The 17909-nt window shown below is 60.9% G+C and carries 15 protein-coding genes and 1 pseudogene; 7 read left to right on the top strand and 9 right to left on the bottom strand.

Annotation, left to right across the window (positions count from 1 at the left end):
- Nucleotides 1-580: 580 nt before the first annotated feature.
- Nucleotides 581-2116: a winged helix-turn-helix domain-containing protein gene (locus TM49_RS22775; RefSeq protein ID WP_052699948.1), complete on the bottom strand. Its 1536-nt coding sequence runs from the start codon at nucleotides 2114-2116 to the stop codon at nucleotides 581-583.
- A 595-nt stretch (nucleotides 2117-2711) separates the two neighbouring features.
- Between TM49_RS22775 and TM49_RS24085 the strand changes: the two genes are divergently transcribed.
- Entirely contained in the window at nucleotides 2712-2876 is a 165-nt protein-coding gene (locus TM49_RS24085) for a transposase (RefSeq protein ID WP_082074818.1), read from the top strand.
- Between the two features lie 33 nt (nucleotides 2877-2909).
- Here TM49_RS24085 and TM49_RS19200 read toward each other — a convergent pair whose 3' ends face one another.
- Entirely contained in the window at nucleotides 2910-3770 is an 861-nt protein-coding gene (locus tag TM49_RS19200; protein ID WP_045683607.1) for a helix-turn-helix domain-containing protein, read from the bottom strand.
- Between the two features lie 113 nt (nucleotides 3771-3883).
- Here TM49_RS19200 and TM49_RS19195 point away from each other — a divergent pair, with 113 nt between their 5' ends.
- The 5 genes from TM49_RS19195 to TM49_RS19175 all read left to right on the top strand — a co-directional run bounded on the left by TM49_RS19195 (nucleotide 3884) and on the right by TM49_RS19175 (nucleotide 10076).
- Nucleotides 3884-5119, top strand: a complete 1236-nt coding sequence (locus TM49_RS19195) for an ABC transporter substrate-binding protein (RefSeq protein ID WP_045683606.1) — start codon at nucleotides 3884-3886, stop codon at nucleotides 5117-5119.
- A 103-nt stretch (nucleotides 5120-5222) separates the two neighbouring features.
- Nucleotides 5223-6143, top strand: coding sequence for a carbohydrate ABC transporter permease (locus TM49_RS19190; protein ID WP_342021301.1), 921 nt, complete (start codon nucleotides 5223-5225; stop codon nucleotides 6141-6143).
- Nucleotides 6143-6997, top strand: coding sequence for a carbohydrate ABC transporter permease (locus tag TM49_RS19185; RefSeq protein ID WP_045683605.1), 855 nt, complete (start codon nucleotides 6143-6145; stop codon nucleotides 6995-6997). Before TM49_RS19190 ends, TM49_RS19185 begins: the two co-directional genes overlap by 1 nt.
- Nucleotides 6998-7012: 15 nt before the next feature.
- A complete protein-coding gene (locus TM49_RS19180; RefSeq protein WP_045683604.1) occupies nucleotides 7013-8122 on the top strand; it encodes an ABC transporter ATP-binding protein in 1110 nt (369 codons plus the stop codon).
- 13 nt (nucleotides 8123-8135) lie between these two features.
- Nucleotides 8136-10076, top strand: a complete 1941-nt coding sequence (locus TM49_RS19175; RefSeq protein WP_045683603.1) for a beta-galactosidase — start codon at nucleotides 8136-8138, stop codon at nucleotides 10074-10076.
- 33 nt (nucleotides 10077-10109) lie between these two features.
- Here the strand turns inward: TM49_RS19175 and TM49_RS19170 are convergent, their stop codons facing one another.
- From TM49_RS19170 to TM49_RS19140, 7 genes are all read right to left on the bottom strand, one after another.
- On the bottom strand, nucleotides 10110-11201 hold the full coding sequence (locus TM49_RS19170; RefSeq protein ID WP_045683602.1) for an ABC transporter ATP-binding protein: 1092 nt from the start codon (nucleotides 11199-11201) through the stop codon (nucleotides 10110-10112).
- 10 nt (nucleotides 11202-11211) lie between these two features.
- On the bottom strand, nucleotides 11212-12039 hold the full coding sequence (locus TM49_RS19165; protein ID WP_045683600.1) for a carbohydrate ABC transporter permease: 828 nt from the start codon (nucleotides 12037-12039) through the stop codon (nucleotides 11212-11214).
- Nucleotides 12040-12041: 2 nt separating this feature from the next.
- Nucleotides 12042-12911, bottom strand: a complete 870-nt coding sequence (locus TM49_RS19160) for a carbohydrate ABC transporter permease (RefSeq protein WP_045683598.1) — start codon at nucleotides 12909-12911, stop codon at nucleotides 12042-12044.
- Between the two features lie 30 nt (nucleotides 12912-12941).
- Entirely contained in the window at nucleotides 12942-14216 is a 1275-nt protein-coding gene (locus tag TM49_RS19155; RefSeq protein ID WP_045683596.1) for an ABC transporter substrate-binding protein, read from the bottom strand.
- 36 nt (nucleotides 14217-14252) lie between these two features.
- Entirely contained in the window at nucleotides 14253-14981 is a 729-nt protein-coding gene (locus TM49_RS19150) for an SIS domain-containing protein (protein WP_045683594.1), read from the bottom strand.
- Complete coding sequence (locus TM49_RS19145; protein WP_045683592.1) at nucleotides 14978-15718, bottom strand: GntR family transcriptional regulator; 741 nt, start codon at nucleotides 15716-15718, stop codon at nucleotides 14978-14980. Before TM49_RS19145 ends, TM49_RS19150 begins: the two co-directional genes overlap by 4 nt.
- 77 nt (nucleotides 15719-15795) lie before the next feature.
- Entirely contained in the window at nucleotides 15796-17295 is a 1500-nt protein-coding gene (locus TM49_RS19140) for a xylulokinase (protein WP_045683590.1), read from the bottom strand.
- Nucleotides 17296-17478: 183 nt separating this feature from the next.
- On the opposite strand from TM49_RS19140, the pseudogene TM49_RS23535 reads away from it, so the two are divergent.
- Nucleotides 17479-17852 (top strand): annotated as a pseudogene (locus tag TM49_RS23535) (transposase); the annotation flags it as partial.
- Nucleotides 17853-17909: the final 57 nt, after the last annotated feature.

Below are 17909 nucleotides of genomic sequence, written 5' to 3'. Positions count from 1 at the left end.
AGCTAGATCTGGCCGAAGCTTTCTTGCCTCCGTTTCGATCAGATCGGCGCGTTCAGGCGTCAGTCGGACGTTCTCGACGACACTGGCAAGGAGCGATTTGCGACCATAGAGGGTTGCCTCTTGCAGTGCTGTCCTTACCGTTTCCGATGAGAGATCGGAAAGGGCCTCTGTATCTTCAGCAGGTCGTGTCCATACGTCGTCGGCTTCTGCCAGTGCGCCAGTCGCCAGCAGGGTCGACGCAAGCATGGCTGAGATGGCGACGTTTCCCAAACGACCGGCGAAACGGAGGCGAAGAGGGGCGGGAGTTATGGGCATACGCACTTCCAATCATGACCTGTCTCAAACATGCTTCGGCAAGCGAAGGCGGTAAGGGCCCCTGAACAGGTTGAACAACTGACCCATGCCCACTCCATCTGAATGCGCGAAACAGTACAGTCTGGTCATGCCACAAGATTATTTGCTCAATATTTGAAACAGTCGATTTTATTGCTTTTTCGCAAGTTTGCGGGTCCGATACATCGAGGTGCCATCTGTACTGTCGCCCCGAAAGCGCAGCAGCCTCTCTGTCGGGCGATCAGCTTCACGCCGGATCAGATATCCCACATCTGATCTTCTCGCTGACGACATCGTCGCCAAAAGCGATCGAAAATGCGGCGATCGGTGCGTTCATGATGTTCCTGCGGTGTTCGGCATTCTTGAAACGGCGGCCAAAGACATTGTAGAGCAGCTGAAGCATCTGGGCTGCGACACTTGATGTCAGCTCGGCGCCCACGAGATTGCGGCTTGTTTGGCTGGCGCCCAGGCTGGGTGAGAGCAGCAGAGCCAGGCGCGCGTGCGCAAGCGGGGCTGTCTTGCGTAGTTGCTCTGCGAGAGCCTGTAACTCATCCAGCCTGTTCCCGGCGCGAAGCGCGGAAGCCTTCAGCAGCATCAGATAGATGAAGAACTCCGTGCCCGGCTCGGACAATTCCAACGCCTCGTCGTATAGCTGGCATGCGGCATCGATCTCCCCCTCGATCGCCGCGATCTCTCCCCGCAGAGCCGCCGCAGTGGCAAAGGCCGAACCGTGCCGAAGTGCCTGATCGACCAGCCCTTCGGCCAGGACCGTGTGATCATTGTTGACGAACAGAAGCAGCTTGGCGACGGCGAGACCCATTTCAGGCATCCATTGCAAACCGGCCAGGACAGACAGGCTTGTCTCTTCGATTTCCCGCTCGATCGCCTGCCATTCGTGTTGAGAAAGCCATTGATCCGGCTCACTCATGCTCTGCAGAAGGCGGGCATAGAGGTTGAGTGCCCACATGACCCTTAGTCTTTGATCATGCGGACTTTCATCCATGGCCTTCTCGAGCATGCGCGCATTGTCGCGCCAGCTCACCTTATCCGGGTTGCCGCTCAGAATGAGCGCTGCATCGTGCTGGCGGATCCATGGCGGCAGGTCATCAGGTAATCCGCCGCTTGGCGGCGGCAGGGCGAGATGCGACCAGATGGCCTGAATGATATCTTCTGTGCCGACATCATTGCTGCCTGCACGATGATCTATCCGCTTCATGCCGATAAACTGACCGGCATGCCTTAGAAGCAGGGCTGCATGCAGGATGCCGTCGTGTCGATGAAAAACCACTTCTATCGTGAAGTGCTGTGTCCCAAGCCTGCTGGTCTCGTCGACAATCACCTTCCTGTCGGGACCGAGGCCGGCATGAAGCCCCTCAGTGAGTTGAACGATGTAATTTTGTGCTTCGACACCCCCGCGTCGGAGGCCGCGAACAGGGCCGATGATCAGGAATGCATCCGGATTTTCTGCACTCTGCGGCGAGCGCGGCGCGACCCAGACATAGCCTTCGCCATATTGTGTGCGAATGAAGCGGGGCGCTCGCGGCGTGTCCTGAAGCTTGCGTCGCAGTTGGTTGATCAGGAAGTCGACATGTCGATCGCTGATGTTTTCGCTTTGCTCACCGAGAACAGAAAGCAGGTCACTGCGGTTGAGCAGGCGGCCGCTATTGGCCGTGAAATGCTGAAGCAGGGTTCGTTCTTGCCTTGTAAATGCCAGACTGACGCCGTCCCCGTCGCGATCAGCCGTCAGAAAATCCGTTGAAAATTCAATATCAAGATACCGCATATACCGAGCGTAGGGTCTGGTCGGCACATGGTAAAGCGCGCCATGCGAGAAATGACAAAAAACTAATCGGTAGCCGCGTTTCGGGGCGCGTTGCAAAATCCAGCAGGCAGGCCAGAGATTCGTCTTCTGTCATCTTCGGAAGTCGGTGTTGGACTCGCCTGCAAAAGTCCCGAATTCCATCCGCATATGATTGGAGTATGTTTCGCAAAATCTGGCAGGCCTACCGGATCCCATCACTTCCCAATCACGACGCGGTCATGCAGTCACCACCCTTGCTGTGTCTGCACGTGGCAAAGGCTGTCGGGGCTTAAACGTCTGAAATGAGGGCGCTTTGCTGACTGGCGGAAACGGGGCCGGGAACCGATGGTCCGCTCCTGGAACTGAAGGAAGAACTAGGCGGTGTGGAGGGATTGCTGCGGCTTGAAGAAATGGGATTCCTCTTTTGAACTTTGTCTGTTTCACGGGATGTCGATTGATTGGAGGTCGGCATGTGCACGAAGATGACCGAGGCGGGTTGCGCTTGAGGTTTTTCAGGCATCGCTACCCCGACGTGGCGACAAAGGCCGGGATGACCGGTTTTTTCTGAAGGCCCTTCATATCCGCGGTTCATAACATTACCTGGCGTGCGTTGCCGGAGCGTTTCGGCAAGTGGAATAGCGTCTGGGAACGGTTCGAACGACTGAGCAAGGGCGGCACCCTCACTCTCTTTACGCTATTTCGGCGACTAATAATGCACTGGAACCGCGATCCGCTGGCCTGAACCGGCGGGCGCTGTGCCCAAGCAGGGGGGCGATTAGCTGGCAGGCTCTTCCAGCCGATAGGCGTTGCGGAAGCGTTTTGGCGACATTCCGGTCTGATCGTGAAAGACCTTGTAGAAGCGGCTGACGGAGCCGAAGCCTGCTTCGAAGGCAATGGCGGCGGCGTTCTTTTCGGTGCTGAGCAGCAGCCGCTGCGCCGTCACCAGCCTGCAGCGCATAAGATACTGGGCGATCGTCATGCCGGTCGACTGCCTGAACAGGCTCATGGCGTATTTCGGATTGAGGTTGGCCGCCCGGGCAATGTCGGCAACGACGATCTCCGTGTCGGCGTGATCGCTGATATAGCGGGTCATTTCGACCACCTTGCGATGATTGCCTCTCAAGGTGCTGGACACCCTCGGCGCATCGGCCATCAGGTCGGTCCAGCCGTTGAGGTCGGCGCGTCGCAGGCGCAACTCGAGATGCGCATAGTTCAGCGTCGACAGCATCTCCGCGTTTGCGCGCAGTTCCTTCTGCACCATCAGCATCAGTTCCGTGTCGAACGCCATCTTTTCATCGATGCGAATGAAGCCGCCATTGAGCACGGCGGTTTTCAATGCCCGGCTGAAAGGGGCGAACATGAAGGTCTCGATCGGCACATAGATGCAGGAAAAATGCGCATCGTCGTCCGCTTCGACCACCTGATGTGGCACGGCGCCCCAGAAGAACACGAAGTCGTCGGTGGCGACTTCAACCACCTTGCCGTTGAAGAGATAGCGGACGGTGCCGCTGAGGATCAGGTTGAGTTCAACCTGATTGTGCATGTGCGGGCCGCGCATCGGTAGCACGCGGTCGCGCCTGTCGGCCGAGAAACGGTCTTCGGCGATGCCGAACGGGGCCTTGCGCAATGTGGTCATGCAGGAATCTGACTATCCGGGAATAAATGGGCTCTGGACAAGATGAATTCTTGTGCGCAATCTGCATACAATCAAGAGGCAATTTTCAATAACAAGAACTCCAGAGGCCATTCATGACAATTTCAAAGCATATTGCCACCGCACTCGTCGGTGCCGGCCTCATGGCCGGGACGAACGCTTACGCTGGTACGGTGGTGTTCAACGCGTCGGTCGCAAGCGACCCCGATCGCGCCGCAGTCACGGCCGCCGTCGACGCTTTCGAGAAGATCCATCCCGACATTGATGTCGATATCAACTTCTACGACGAGGAAAGCAACAAGACGGCGATCCGCAACTGGCTGACGACCAGCCCGCCCGATATCGTCAAATGGTATGCTGGCAACAAGATGGTGCAGCTGGTCGAACCCGGACTTCTCGCCGACGTTTCCGATATCTGGACGGACGAGGAAAAGACCGAGTTCGGTCCCGGCATGGTCGACAGCATCAGCGTCGACGGCAAGCAGTACGGCGTGCCGACCTCGTACTCGACATGGGCGATCTATTATCGCACCGATCTGTTCGAGAAGGCCGGTGTAACCGCTCCGATCGCCACCTTCGATGATCTTGTTGCCGCCTGCACGACCTTCCGCGACAACGGGATAATCCCGATTGCGCTGGGTTCCAAGGGCGCATGGCCGCTTGCCGGCTGGTTCGACTATATCGACCTGCGCCTCAACGGCTACAAGTTCCACATGGACCTGATGAACGGCAAGGTGGCCTGGAGCGATGATAAGGTGAAGGCTGTCTTTGCCGAGTGGAAGAAGCTCGTCGACGCCGATTGCTTCGCCGAAAATCACACGAGCCTCGCCTGGCGCGAGGGCCTTGCCAAGATGAACCAGGGCGAGGCGGCGATGATGCTGATGGGCAACTATCTGATTGCCAGCCTGACGCCGGAGAGCGAGCCGGTAACCGGCGCGATGAATTTCCCGGTGATCAACGCGGATATTCCGCGCGCCGAGGATGCGCCGATCGAAACCTATCACATTCCCGCAAAGGCCAAGAATATCCCTGAAGCCAAGCTGTTCCTCGCCTTCCTGATGGAGCCCTCGACCCAGTCGCTGATGTCGGAAATCTATCCGGTTCTGCCGGCAAACCCGGAAGCGAGCCCGCCGGATGTCCGTCTCCTGAAGGACAGCGCCGAACTTGCTGCCGGTGCCGAATACTATGCGCAGTTCATCGACCGCGATACCGATAGCCAGGTCGCCACTGTCGCCATGGACGGCTTCCAGGAGTTCCTGGTCCATCCCGAGCGGCTGGATCGAATCCTCGCCAATATCGACCGGGCCCAGCAGCGCGCCTATCCGCAATAATTCCGTCTGCAACCGCACCTTTCCCCGTCGCTGGTCATGCCAGCGGCGGGATATCGGTTGAAGAACAGGCTGGGCTCCGCCCGCCGACGAAGGAGAATTCCGCTTGGCCGACCAGATGATGACGGGGCAGCGCCCCGCCGCGCCGGGTTTCTGGCGCCGCAACCAACGGCGGCTTGCGCCTATCCTGTTTCTCGCCCCCGCCGTGATCATGTTTACCGTGTTCGTGGTTGTTCCGGTGATCGAGAGCCTGCGCCTAAGCCTCTATGACTGGGACGGGCTTTCAGCACCACGCTTCATCGGGCTCGGCAACTATGTCGAACTCTTCCGTGACGATCCGGTGTTCTGGACGGCACTGAAGAACAATATCTACTGGCTGGTGGCCTTCCTGGTCTCGCCCGCGCTCGGTCTCCTGTTGGCCTTGTTCCTGAACCAGTCCGGCTTTGGCATGCGCTTCGTGAAGTCGCTCTATTTCATGCCATTCGTCATCTCGCAGGTGGTGGTCGGGCTGATGTTCAGTTGGTTCTTCAATGCCGATTTCGGACTGCTGAACCACATCCTCGAAGGTTTCGGCCTGCCGCCGGTGGCGTTGCTGGAAAGCGAAAACAGCGCGACCTTCGTCATCATCGCCGCCGGGCTCTGGCCGCAGGTCGCCTATTGCATGATCCTCTATCTGACAGGGCTCACGGCCATCAACCCGGAGCTTCTGGAGGCTGCCCGAATGGAAGGGGTGAAGGGCTTCAAGCTGCTCTGGCATATCGTGCTGCCGCAGTTGAAGCCCGCAACCTCCATCGCGCTTATCGTTTCCGTCGTCGGCGCGCTCCGCTCCTTCGACCTCGTCTCGGTGATGACGGATGGCGGCCCCTACCAGTCGTCCACAGTGCTCGCCTACTACATGTACGAACAGACTTTCGGCGCCTTCCGCATCGGCTATGGCGCGGCGATCGCCTCATGCCTGTTCTTCCTCATGGATATCTGCATCGTGATCTATCTGATCCGGTCGCTGCCGCGCGCGAGGGCTCGCTGATGTTTCCGACCCCGATCGAAAACGCCACGCCCGCCCGCCGCAGGGCCTATTACATCACCGTCTGGATCGCGATGATCGTCTGGCTGCTGCCGATCATCGGCATCGCCGTCACCTCGATCCGCTCGGTCCAGGATCTCAATGCCGGCAATTACTGGGGCTGGCCGACGGACATCAGCGCTGTCGCCAACTACACCCGGGTCTTCACCTCCTCGCCGATGCTGCGTTTCCTGTTCAATTCGACGGTGATCACGCTTCTTGCCTGCGTCGGATCGATCGCGCTTTCGGCGATGGCTGGCTTTGCGCTCAGCCGCTACCGCTTCCGCGGCGCGACGCTGCTTCTGGCGCTGTTCATCGCCGGCAATTTCGTACCGTTCCAGATGCTGATGATCCCGGTGCGCGACATCGCGCTCCATGTCATCCCGGTCTACGACACGATCTGGGCGCTGGTGATCTTCCACATCGCCTTCCAGACCGGTTTTTGCACGCTTTTCATGCGCAATTTCATCGCCGAACTGCCGAACGAGCTGATCGAGGCGGCGCGGGTGGAGGGCGTCAGCGAGATCAAGATCTTTCTCCATGTGATCCTGCCGCTGGTGCGGCCTGCCATGGCCGCGCTCTTCGTGCTGATCTTCACCTTCGTCTGGAACGATTATTTCTGGTCGCTCGTGCTCGTACAGTCGGACAGCGCCCGCCCTGTGACCGCCGGCATTCAGGCGCTGAAGGAGACCTGGACCAATACCTGGCACCTGATCTCTGCGGGCTCGCTGCTCGCCGCCGTGCCGCCGGTTCTCGTCTTCTTCCTGATGCAGCGCCAGTTCATCGCCGGCCTCACCTTCGGCGCCACCAAGGGCTGAACCAAGGGAACTCCCATGTCCTATGTAACCCTCGATCACATCACCAAGGACTTTGGTCCGGCCCGCGTCATCGATGACATCTCGCTTGCCATCGAAAAGGGCGAGTTCGTCGTCTTTGTCGGCCCGTCGGGCTGCGGCAAGTCGACGCTGCTGCGTCTCATCGCCGGGCTCGAACAGGTCACGGGCGGCGCGCTCGCTATCGATGGCCGTGACATCACCAGGCTCGACAGCGCCAATCGCGGCATCGCCATGGTGTTTCAGTCCTATGCGCTTTACCCGCATATGACGGTTGCCGACAACATCACCTTCGGCATGCGGATGAACAAGGTCGACAAGGCGCTGATTGCCGAGCGGCTTTCGCGCGCGGCGCAGATGCTGCATCTGGAACCGCTGCTCGAACGCAGGCCCGCCCAGCTTTCCGGCGGCCAGCGCCAGCGTGTCGCGATCGGCCGCGCCATCGTGCGTGATCCGAGCGTGTTCCTGTTCGACGAGCCGCTTTCGAACCTCGATGCGGCGCTGCGTCACGAAATGCGGGTGGAGATCCTGAAGCTTCACCGCGACCTCGGCTCGACCATGATCTATGTAACGCACGATCAGGTCGAGGCGATGACCATGGCCGACAAGATCGTGGTGCTCTCGGGCGGAAAGATCGAGCAGATCGGCTCCCCGCTCGATCTCTACCTGAAGCCCGCAAACCGCTTCGTTGCCGAGTTTCTCGGCTCGCCGAAGATCAACACGATCGAGACATCGGTCGCCACGCTTTCCGATGGCTTTGCCAGCCTGCCGCTGCCCGGCGGCGGAGTGGTGGCGTTGCCGGCTGGTGCTACGACGGTCGCGCCGGGAGCTGCTGTGACGCTCGGCGTAAGGCCGGAGCATTTCGTCGTCGGCGAGGCGGCTCAGGCGACACTGTCCGGAACGGTCGAACTGGTCGAGCATCTCGGATCGGAAACATTGCTGACCGTTCGCGTCGACGACGATACGGTGCTGACCGTCAAGGCGGATGGCGTTTCCCGCCTGCGTTACGGCGATGCGATTTCCCTTGGCCTGCGCCCTGAAGCCTGCCAGGTTTTCGATGCCGCCGGCGAAACCATCATCTTCGCTTCCGTCGCTTCTGCGGCAGTTTAAGGAAAATATTCCCATGCTGGGCGTCTGCTACTACCCCGAACACTGGAACGAAGACTGGTGGGCCGAGGATGCCCGGCAGATGCGCGAAATGGGCATAGCCTACGTCCGTATCGCCGAATTCGCCTGGAGCCGGATGGAACCCGAGCCCGGTCGCTATGACTGGGCCTGGCTCGATCGCGCCATCGATACGCTTGCCGCGGAAGGGCTGAAGGTGGTGCTTGGCACGCCGACCGCCGCTGCACCGAAATGGCTGATTGACGCCCATCCGGATGTGCTGCCGGTCTTTGCCGATGGCCGCGCCCGTGGTTTCGGCTCGCGCCGGCACTATACCGCCGCTTCCTCAACCTTCCGCGCCGAGACGGACCGGATCGTCACCGCGATGGCAGAACGCTATGGCTCCCACGAAGCGGTCGTTGGCTGGCAGATCGACAATGAATTCGGCGGCGACGATACGGTTCTGCTCTACGGCCCCGAAGATGCGGCGGGTTTTCAGGACTGGCTGAAAACGCGCTACCAGTCTGTCGAAGCGCTGAACCGCGCCTGGGGCAATGTCTTCTGGTCAATGGAATTTCGCTCGTTCGACGAAGTGATCCCGCCGGCCGGTCAAGTTTCCGACGCCAATCCGGCGGCACTTCTCGATTTCTGGCGTTATTCCTCCGACAGCCTGTCGGACTATTGTGGGCTGCAAGCGAGAATCCTCAGGAAGCACTCGCCCGGACGCTTCATAACCCACAATTTCATGGGTTTCTTTCACCAGTTCGATCACGACAGGCTGTCGGAAAGCCTCGACTTCTGTTCCTGGGATTCCTATCCGCTTGGCAAGATCGAGCATTTCCCGCTTTCCGACAGCGAGCGGGCGCGCTGGTACAACACCTCGCATCCCGACTTTTCCGCTTTTCACCACGAGCTTTACCGCAAGCTCCGCAATGACCGCTTCTGGATCATGGAGCAGCAGCCCGGCCCGGTGAACTGGGCTCACTGGAACCCGGCGCCAAAGCCGGGCATGGTCCGGCTCTGGGGCTGGGAGGCGCTGGTCCATGGCGCCGAGGTGGTGAGCTATTTCCGCTGGCGGCAGGTGCCGTTTGCCCAGGAGCAGATGCATGCGGGTCTCACCCGCCCGGACCGCCAGCTTTCGCCGGGCGGCAAGGAGGTGACACGGCTCGGCCGTGAGACCGCCGAGGTGGGCGCGCTACCGCCGATCGCACGCGCCGATGTCGCCATCGTGCTCGACTACGAGGCCGCCTGGATTACCACGATCGAGCCGCAGGGTGCGGATTTCAACTACAAGCTCTTGCTGCACCGCTGGTACGAGGCCTTGCGCCGCCATGGCATCAATGTCGATGTGCTGGTGCCGGGCCGGTCGCTTGCGGGCTACAAACTTGTCTTCGTGCCGTCGATGCCGGTGGTGTCCGAAGCAGCCCGCAGCGCCTTTCAGGAGACGGATGCCCATATCGTCTTCGGTCCGCGCTCCGGTTCGAAACTTCAGAATTTCGCGATTCCGGACAGCTTGCCACCGGGCCCGCTTCAGGCATTCCTGCCGCTGAAGGTCGCAGAAGTCTCCTCGCTCCGGCCTGGCCTTGCCATTCCCGTTTCCGGCGAGGCGCTCTCCGGCACGGCTTCCCGCTGGCTGGAGCAACTGGAGACGGCGCTTCCTTCGCGGCTTGCCACCGAAGACGGCCAACCGGTGATGGTTTCAAGCAAAATGGCGAGCTATCTCGGCGCGTGGCTCGATCCCGCGCTTCTCCACGCACTCTTCGGCCGCCTGCTGGATGAGGCCGATATTGCCCGTGTCGAAATGCCGGAGGCCGTGCGTCTGGTGCGGCGCGGAAACATGGCGGTGATCTTCAACTACGGCCCGGAGCCATACACCATACCCTTTGCCGCCCGCCGCTTTCTGCTCGGCAACAGAACCATTCCCCCGCAGGATCTCGCAATCTTCGAAACCGCGCCCTGACCGACTGCTGTTCCGCGGCCCGCTCCAGTGTCTCTAGAGGCGCCGCCCATCCTTGGAAAACAGCATCAGGCGACCCGCATCGAGCGACAGGGGAACTGTATCGCCGGTGCGGATCGCGGGCTGCCCGCGCAGTTCGGCGACGATGCTTTCGCCGTCGCTGGCCAGCGCGTGCATATAGGTGACGTTGCCGAGCCGCTCGGTCACTTCGCAGGTCAGGTTCACGGCGACGGGCGCTGCAGCGCCCTCGGCGCCAAAACAGTCCGGCCGGATGCCGAGCATGACGTCGCCTGCCAGTGAAGCTGCCGGATCGCGCGGCATGACTTCAAGCGCTTCGAGGCCAAGCTCGGGAACGGTGAGAATGGCCGCGTCGCTATCACCGCGTCCGGTCACCCGGGCGGGGATGAAATTCATCTTCGGCGAGCCGATGAAGCCGGCGACGAACATGTTGTCGGGGTCATTGTAGAGCTCGATCGGTGCGCCGACCTGCTCGATATTGCCATCGCGCAGCACCACGATCTTGGTGGCGAGCGTCATCGCCTCCACCTGGTCGTGGGTGACATAGACCATCGTAGCCCCGATCTCCTCGTGCAGCCGGGCGATCTCGAGGCGCATGCGCACTCTGAGTTCCGCGTCGAGGTTGGAAAGCGGTTCGTCGAACAGGAAGATCTTCGGATTGCGCACGATGGCGCGGCCGATGGCGACGCGCTGGCGCTGGCCGCCGGAAAGCGCCTTGGGCTTGCGCTGCAGATAGGGGCCGAGATGCAGGATGTCGGCGGCCTTCTGCACTTCCGCCTTGCGGGCTTCCTTGCTCATGCCCGCCATTTCCAGCGGAAAGCCGATATTTTCTTCCACCGTCATGTGCGGGTAAAGCGCATAGGACTGAAACACCATGGCGATGCCGCGCCTGGCGGGATCGGTGTTGGTGACGTCCTGGCCTTCGATCGCGATCTTGCCGGCGGTCACCTCTTCGAGGCCAGCGATCATGCGCAAAAGCGTCGACTTTCCGCAGCCGGACGGGCCGACAAAGACGACGAAGGCGCCGCTTTCGACATCGAGATTGACGTCGTGGATGACTTCTGTGCCGGAAAACGACTTGCGGACATTGCGGAGCGAGAGTTCTGCCATCGAAGCTATCCTATTTGACCGCGCCTTCGGTCAGGCCGCTGACGAACCAGCGCCCGATGAAGGCGAAGAGAATGACGACCGGCGCGACCGCCAGAACGACGCCGGCGAGAAGCAGGCCCCAGTCGATCTGGTACTGGCCGATAATGCCGGCAAAGCCGACAGGAACCGTGCGCTTGTCGTCGGAGATGATGAGAACCGAGGCGAACACATATTCGGTCCATGAAGAGATGAAGGCGAAGATGCCGACGCTTGCCATGCCCGGTGCAATCAGTGGCAACATCACCCGGCGCAGAATGACCGTCGGCGGCGCGCCGTCCATCACCGCCGCTTCCTCGATTTCCTTCGGCACGGTGGCGAAGAAGGAACGCAGCATCCAGATCGAGAACGGCAGCGCGAAGGCGACATTGACGATCACGAGTGAGGGCAGGGTGTCGATGATGCCGAGTTTCGTGAACATGCCGAAAAGCGGGATCAGCACCACGATGCTTGGAAACGCGTAGGCGAGCAGGATGATGCGGAACAGCGTACGCCGACCGGGGAATTTCAGTCGGAAGAAGGCGAAGGAAGCTGGCACCGCCAGTGCCAGGGTGATCAGCGTCGAAAACGTCGCCACGATCAGGCTGTTGCCGACATAGGTGGTGTAGGCGGAATTGGCGAGCAGTTTCACATAATGCTGCAGCGTGAAGGAATGCGGAAAGAAGGTCGGTTTCCGCGCGATGATGTCCTGCGGCAGCTTGAACGATCCGGAGATGACCCACCAGAACGGCAGTGCCACCAGAATAACGAGCGCGAGAAGAGTAAGCGCCAGCAGAATGTTGACGGCGAGTGAACGCTTCATGATCAGTTCTCCTCGCGATCAAGCGCCCGCGCGGTGATCAGCGCGAAGGCGAGCAGAAGAATGGTGGCGATCACCGAAACGGTCGCCGCCTCGCTGAGGCGATAGCCCTTGAAGGCGGTCTCGTAGATCAGCACGGGCATTGTGCGGGTTCCGTTGGCCGGGCCACCGGCCGTCAGCAGCCAGATGATATCGAACACGTTGAAGGACAGGAGCGTGCCGATGACGGCAAGCACGCCGAGCGTCGGCTTCAGAAGCGGCCAGGTGATGCGGGTGAACCGCTTCCAGGCATTGGCGCCGTCGATGCGGGCGGCCTCGTAGAGATCGCCTGGAATGCGCGTCATGCCGGCCAGCAGCATGAGGGTGATGAACGGAAACCAGCGCCATGAATTGATGAAGACGAGGGTGGCGAAGGCGCCGGCGGGGCTCGCAAAGAAGCCGATCGGACGATCGATGATACCCATCTGGATCAGGAGCGGATTGATCATGCCGCCCGATGTCGAGAACAGCCAGCGCCAGATCATTACCACCACCACGGTCGGCACGATCCAGGTCAGGATGATCCAGGTGCGGGCGACCTTCGCTCCGCGGAAGCGCTCGTTGAGAGCAAGGGCGGCTGCCAGCGCCAGCATAGTCTGCAGCACGGCATTGGCGACGACCCAGATCAGCGAAAGGCCGATCGAGGACAAGAGCTTTGAGCCCGACAGCACCTTGATATAGTTGGCGAAACCGACCCAGTGCGGTTCGGTTCCGACATAGCGGACATCCTGAAAACTCAGGATGACGGCCGAAACGAGCGGCCAGCCGAGGATCAGGAGCAGTACCAGCATGGCCGGGGCAACAAAGGCGAATGCCAGCAGGCTGGAATTGCGCATGAAACGGTCTCCTGATCCTCGACGCCAGCCTTATTCGGCGGCTTCTTCCATGGTCTTCTGACCGGCGGCAACCGCATCGGCGGCACTGTCGCCCGAGACGGTGACGTCCTGGACGGTCGCGGCCAGGAGGTTCTGGGCCGAAATCGCGGCGATCGACGGGAAGATGCGGCCGGAGGTGAAGCCGAAAAGCTTGCCGTTCTTCGAATTGGCGATCGCCGTTTCGATCTGCGGCTTGTACTTCTCGACCATCGGGTCGCTCCAGAAGCTTTCGGCCTTGGCGCCGTCTTCGGTCACCGGCATGAACAGGCCCGGCTCCATGTTGAGGAACTTGCCGTAGTTTTCCGGTTCCAGCAGCCAGGACACGAAGGTCTCGAAGGCTTCGGTCTTGGCCTTGTCGTCGGTTAGCAGCATTACGCCGTTCGGATAGGCGATGGTGTTGTGTTCGCCGCCGGCATTCTTGGTGGGAATGGCCGCGATGCCGAGGTCCTCCGGCGCGCCGCCACCCTGGGTGTCATAGGTGGAGATCACCGAGAACTGCATGATCATGCCGCAGCTTTTCGAGGTGAAGCAGGCCTCGGCCTCGCCCCAGGTCCAGGAATTGACGTCCGGCGGGGAAAGCGCGACGAGCTTCGAATAGAAATCATAGGCCGCGACGGTTTCAGGATTGTCGAAACGCAGCGTGCCGTCCTCGTTGTAGAGTTCGCTGGCGCCGCCATTGGCCATGACGGAATAGATCGTCTGGTCGGTGTAGAGCTGCTTGTTGGCCGGAACGCCAATGCCGTACATCTCGCTGGTAGCCAGCGTCTCGGCCGCCTTCAGCCAGTCGTCCCAGGTTTCGGGAACGGAGATGCCGGCCTTTTCGAATTCGCTTTTACGGTACCACATGTTCATCGACATGTTGTAGAGCGGCACGGCCCAGACGCCATCGTCATAGGTGTAGGGCTCCAGCGTAGCCGGAATGAAATGGTGTTCGCTGTCGAGTTTCTCGACGAAATCGGCGACCGACTGGACCTTGCCGAGATCCTTCAGGACCGGGGTGAAATCCGGGATCGTGAAGATCATGTCCGGACCGGCGCCGGCGGCAAGAGCGGCGGGCGCCTTGGCGTAGACCTCACCCCAGCTCTGCGGTTCCTGGCTGACCGAGATGTCGGGGTGGCTGTCGTTGAAGGCGTCGAGCATTTCCTGAATGCGCTGAACGCGCTGTGGCGGCTGTTCCATGTGCCAGAGCGTCAGCTCGACCGGTGCGGCATAGGCCGCCGAGCTGATGAGCACAGCGGCCAGGGTCATGGATGCGAATCTTTTCATGTCAGTTCCCCTTTGTTGTCGGTTGGTTCGGGTAGTTCACAGATGCGGATTGCGGGGCCGGAAGCGTTCCACGAGCTTCCGGTTTATGTCGTCAGCACCCGGCATATTGGCGCTGAGATAGATCGGAGCGCCGCCATCGCCGGCAAGCCGGGTCGCTACTTCGGCCAGGATGGCGTTGATGATGGCGACGCCGATGGCAGTGGAAACCGGCGCGACCTTGAGCTCGCTGCCGGGCACATCGAGCACCGCATCGCCGGGCGGTGCGTTGTTGTCGAGCACGATGTCGGCGAGATCCATCAGCCTGTCGCCTCCCTTGGCGGCCGCCGTGGAATAGGATTTCGAGGTGATCGCGATAATCTTCGCGCCACGTTCCCGTCCTGCGCGGGCGGCTTCCAGTGGCGCGGCATTGACGCCTGAATTGGAGATGACGAACAGCACGTCGCCTTCGCCGATCGTGTAGCGCTCGAACACCGCGCGGGCGATGCCCACAGTGCGTTCATACTGTGTGCCGGCAACGGCGCCTTCGTGCAGCATGGTCGGTCCGGCAAGGATCGGCACGGTGATGGCAAGTCCGCCTGCGCGGTAATGCACTTCCTCGGCCAGCATGTGCGAGTGGCCGGTGCCGAAGACAAACAAACGGTGGTCGGAGCGCGCGGCCTCGACGATCGCGTCGACGGCATCCGCCATCGGGTCCGCCAGCGCTGTGCGGATTGTCTGGAGCCGCTCGATGAGTTCGGAAAGGTATCGGTCTGAGGCAGTCGTCATTGGGTATGCTCTTCGGAAACAGTGAGGTTGACCTTCATGACGAAGGCATCGCCGCGATAGACCGATCGGACATATTCGAACGGCGCGCCGCGATCGTCGAAGGTCAGGCGGGTGAGTTTCAAAACGGGATCGCCAACGGCGAGCGAAAGCACGCGAGCATTGGTCTCGTCGGCGATACCGGCGGCAAGCGTCTGGCTCGCTGTGGTCGGCCGAAGGCCGAAGTTCTCAGTCAGGGTGCGGTAAAGGGATTCGCGGCCGAAATCGGCGAGATCGAGCAGGCCGGGTGCGACCGAGGCCAGCACCTCGGTGGTTTCCCGCGCGACCGGCGCATTGTCGGCGAGACGGATACGCTCGAGCCGGTAGACCTGGTCGTCCGCGGAAAGCTTCATCGCGCGCTGGCATTCGGCATCGGCAGCGCGCCGGTCGCAGCCGACGATGATGGAGGAGCTCTTGCGCCCCAGAAGCGCCATCTGCTCGGTAAAGCCGGTCAGCGAATGAAGCTTCTGTTCGATGACGCGGGCGCCGACGAAGGTGCCCTGACCGGCGCGCGCCTCGACAAGTCCACGCTCTGTCAGCACGCGGATGGCGTGACGTGCCGTCATCCGGCTGACGCCCATATCATCGGCGATAGTGCGCTCGGAGGCGATTTTCTGCCCGGCCTTCAGGCGACCGGCAACGATCTCCGCTGCCAGGCTGTCAGCGATCTGCAGATATTGCGGGACGTCTTCTCCGGTCACATGACTTCCTTCCGGTATATACCACGCGTATCATGGTATATACCAGTTTGGAAAAGGCAAGCGGAAAAACGAAGCTGTCAGGCGCTTTGTCTCAATGCGGCATCGCGCGTATCGCGGTAGCGCCTGAGCGCGGGCGCATAGGCTGCGGTCGAGGTGGGGTCGGGTCTGTAATGCCGGCCTTCACCTTTCATTGCGGCCGAAGCCTCCCGGATATCAGAAAATTTCCCTGTTGCCGTTGCCGCCAGCAGCGCCGCGCCACGCGCGCCGAACTGGGTGCCATCGGGCACAAACAGGTCGCGTTCGGTGACGTCGGCGATCATCTGGCACCAGAGCGGGCTCTGCGCGCCGCCACCGGTCAGTACGATCTGTCCTTCCGGCGCGCCAAGCACCTCGAAGAGATCGGCGAAGGCGAAGGCGACGCCCTCGAACACGGCGCGGAAGAGGGCAGGGCGGCCGTGACGCGGCGCCAGCCCGGAAAAGCCCGCACGGGCATTGGCGTCGACAACCGGCGCGATGATGCCGCTCTCGCTGAGATAGGGCAGGTAAGTGACGCCGTCCGCACCTTTCTCCACGGCGCCCACCATTTCGTTGATGAAGGCATAGCAATCCGGACGCGCCCGCAGGTCCGGCGCCAGCGAATCGATGGCCCAGTCGAGATTGAGCGTGCCGGCGACATTGACCATGGACCGGTACCAGCAATCGCCCGGAAGGGTGAACAGGAGCCCCATGTCCCGGGGTTCAAACAGCGGCTCGTCGAGGCAGCGGCCGACCATGCCGGTCGTCCCGAGCACGGCGGTGATGGACCCGGGAACCAGCCCGCCTGCCCCGATCACCGTCGCCGCCACGTCGCCGGCGCCAATGGCAACCGGCAGGCCTTCGGGCAGGCCGAGCTCAGCGGCAACTTCGGCAAGAAGGCCGCCATGAACGGTATCCGAATCGCGGACCTCCGGCAGGAGATGACGCCACGGATCGAGGCCGAACAGTGAAATCATGGCATCGCTGCGCGTGCGGGCTCTGGCATCGCCCGGAATGACGGAAGCTTCCACCCGGTCGGTTGCCGCAAGCCCGGTGAGCTTCATCCTGAGGAAGTCCTTGTAACCGAACACGTGCGACGCGTGTTGCAGAACATCGGCTTCATGGCGGGCAAGCCACGCCAGCACCGGCAGGGTGCAGCCCTGCTGCATCACCGAGCCCGAACTGTCGAAGATCCGGCTCATCATGCCGGGATCTTCCGCGAGCATCTCATCGATAATCGACTGGCTGCGGCTGTCCTCCCAGATGATGCCGGGCCTCAGTGCTTGGCCCGCAGCATCGACGATCCACGCCCCGACCATCGCCGCCGAGAGCCCCATGCCAACGATCTTTGCCGGATCGACGCCGCTTTGTCTCACCGCTTCAGCGATTACTTTCTTCGCTGCCTCCCAGGAACGGGCAGGGTCAAGTTCGCTGAAGCCGGGTCTCGGCCGGCCGATGGGGGTGCGTTCGACAGACTCGCTAAGCTGCCGACCGGCACGGTCGAAGACCGCACATTTGAGGACGGATGAACCGGCATCGATGCCGATGAAATAGTCAGTCATAGGAAGTATCTCGACAGGGAGTGGAGTTCACGGCTTCCCACAAGCAGCCGCCAAACACAAACCAAATGTCAGCGCTCAAGATGTGGCGGGGCAGATAGGGTGTCCGATTTGGACGGTCGTTTGAACGATCTTCGCGTCGAAGCGGATCGCTCGCATGCCTTGCTTGATATGGTGGCCGAGCTGCTGTCGATCACGATGGAAGCAGCCTTCTGCATCGAAGCTGTGGAGGAAGCGCTTCCATGTTACGGCAGTTCGGAAACTTTCAACACAGATCAGGATCGCAGTTCACCTCTATTGACTTCATCACCATGTTGAAAAAGTCGGAGATTGACATCTCGATGGACGGCAAGGGTGCTTGGCGGGACAATGTCTTCGTTGAACGACTGTGGCAGTCAAACAAATATGGGGAGGTCTATCTCCATGCATAAAAAACAGTGTCCGTGGCCCGCGCTCGCATCGATGGCTATCTAGCCTTTTAGAACACTCGGTGCCCACACTCATCCCTTGACCGACAAACGCCGGATCAGGCCTATTTCAACGCGCTGGCGCCGACATAATCGAGGCGGAAATCCACTTCAGAACAAACGCTAAACGGTTCGAATAAGCCGAGCCAC

This window comes from Martelella endophytica (genome assembly GCF_000960975.1).
Taxonomy (GTDB): Bacteria; Pseudomonadota; Alphaproteobacteria; order Rhizobiales; family Rhizobiaceae; genus Martelella; species Martelella endophytica.
Note: the sequence above shows the minus strand (reverse complement) of the source record. Positions and strands in the feature narration are given on the sequence as shown.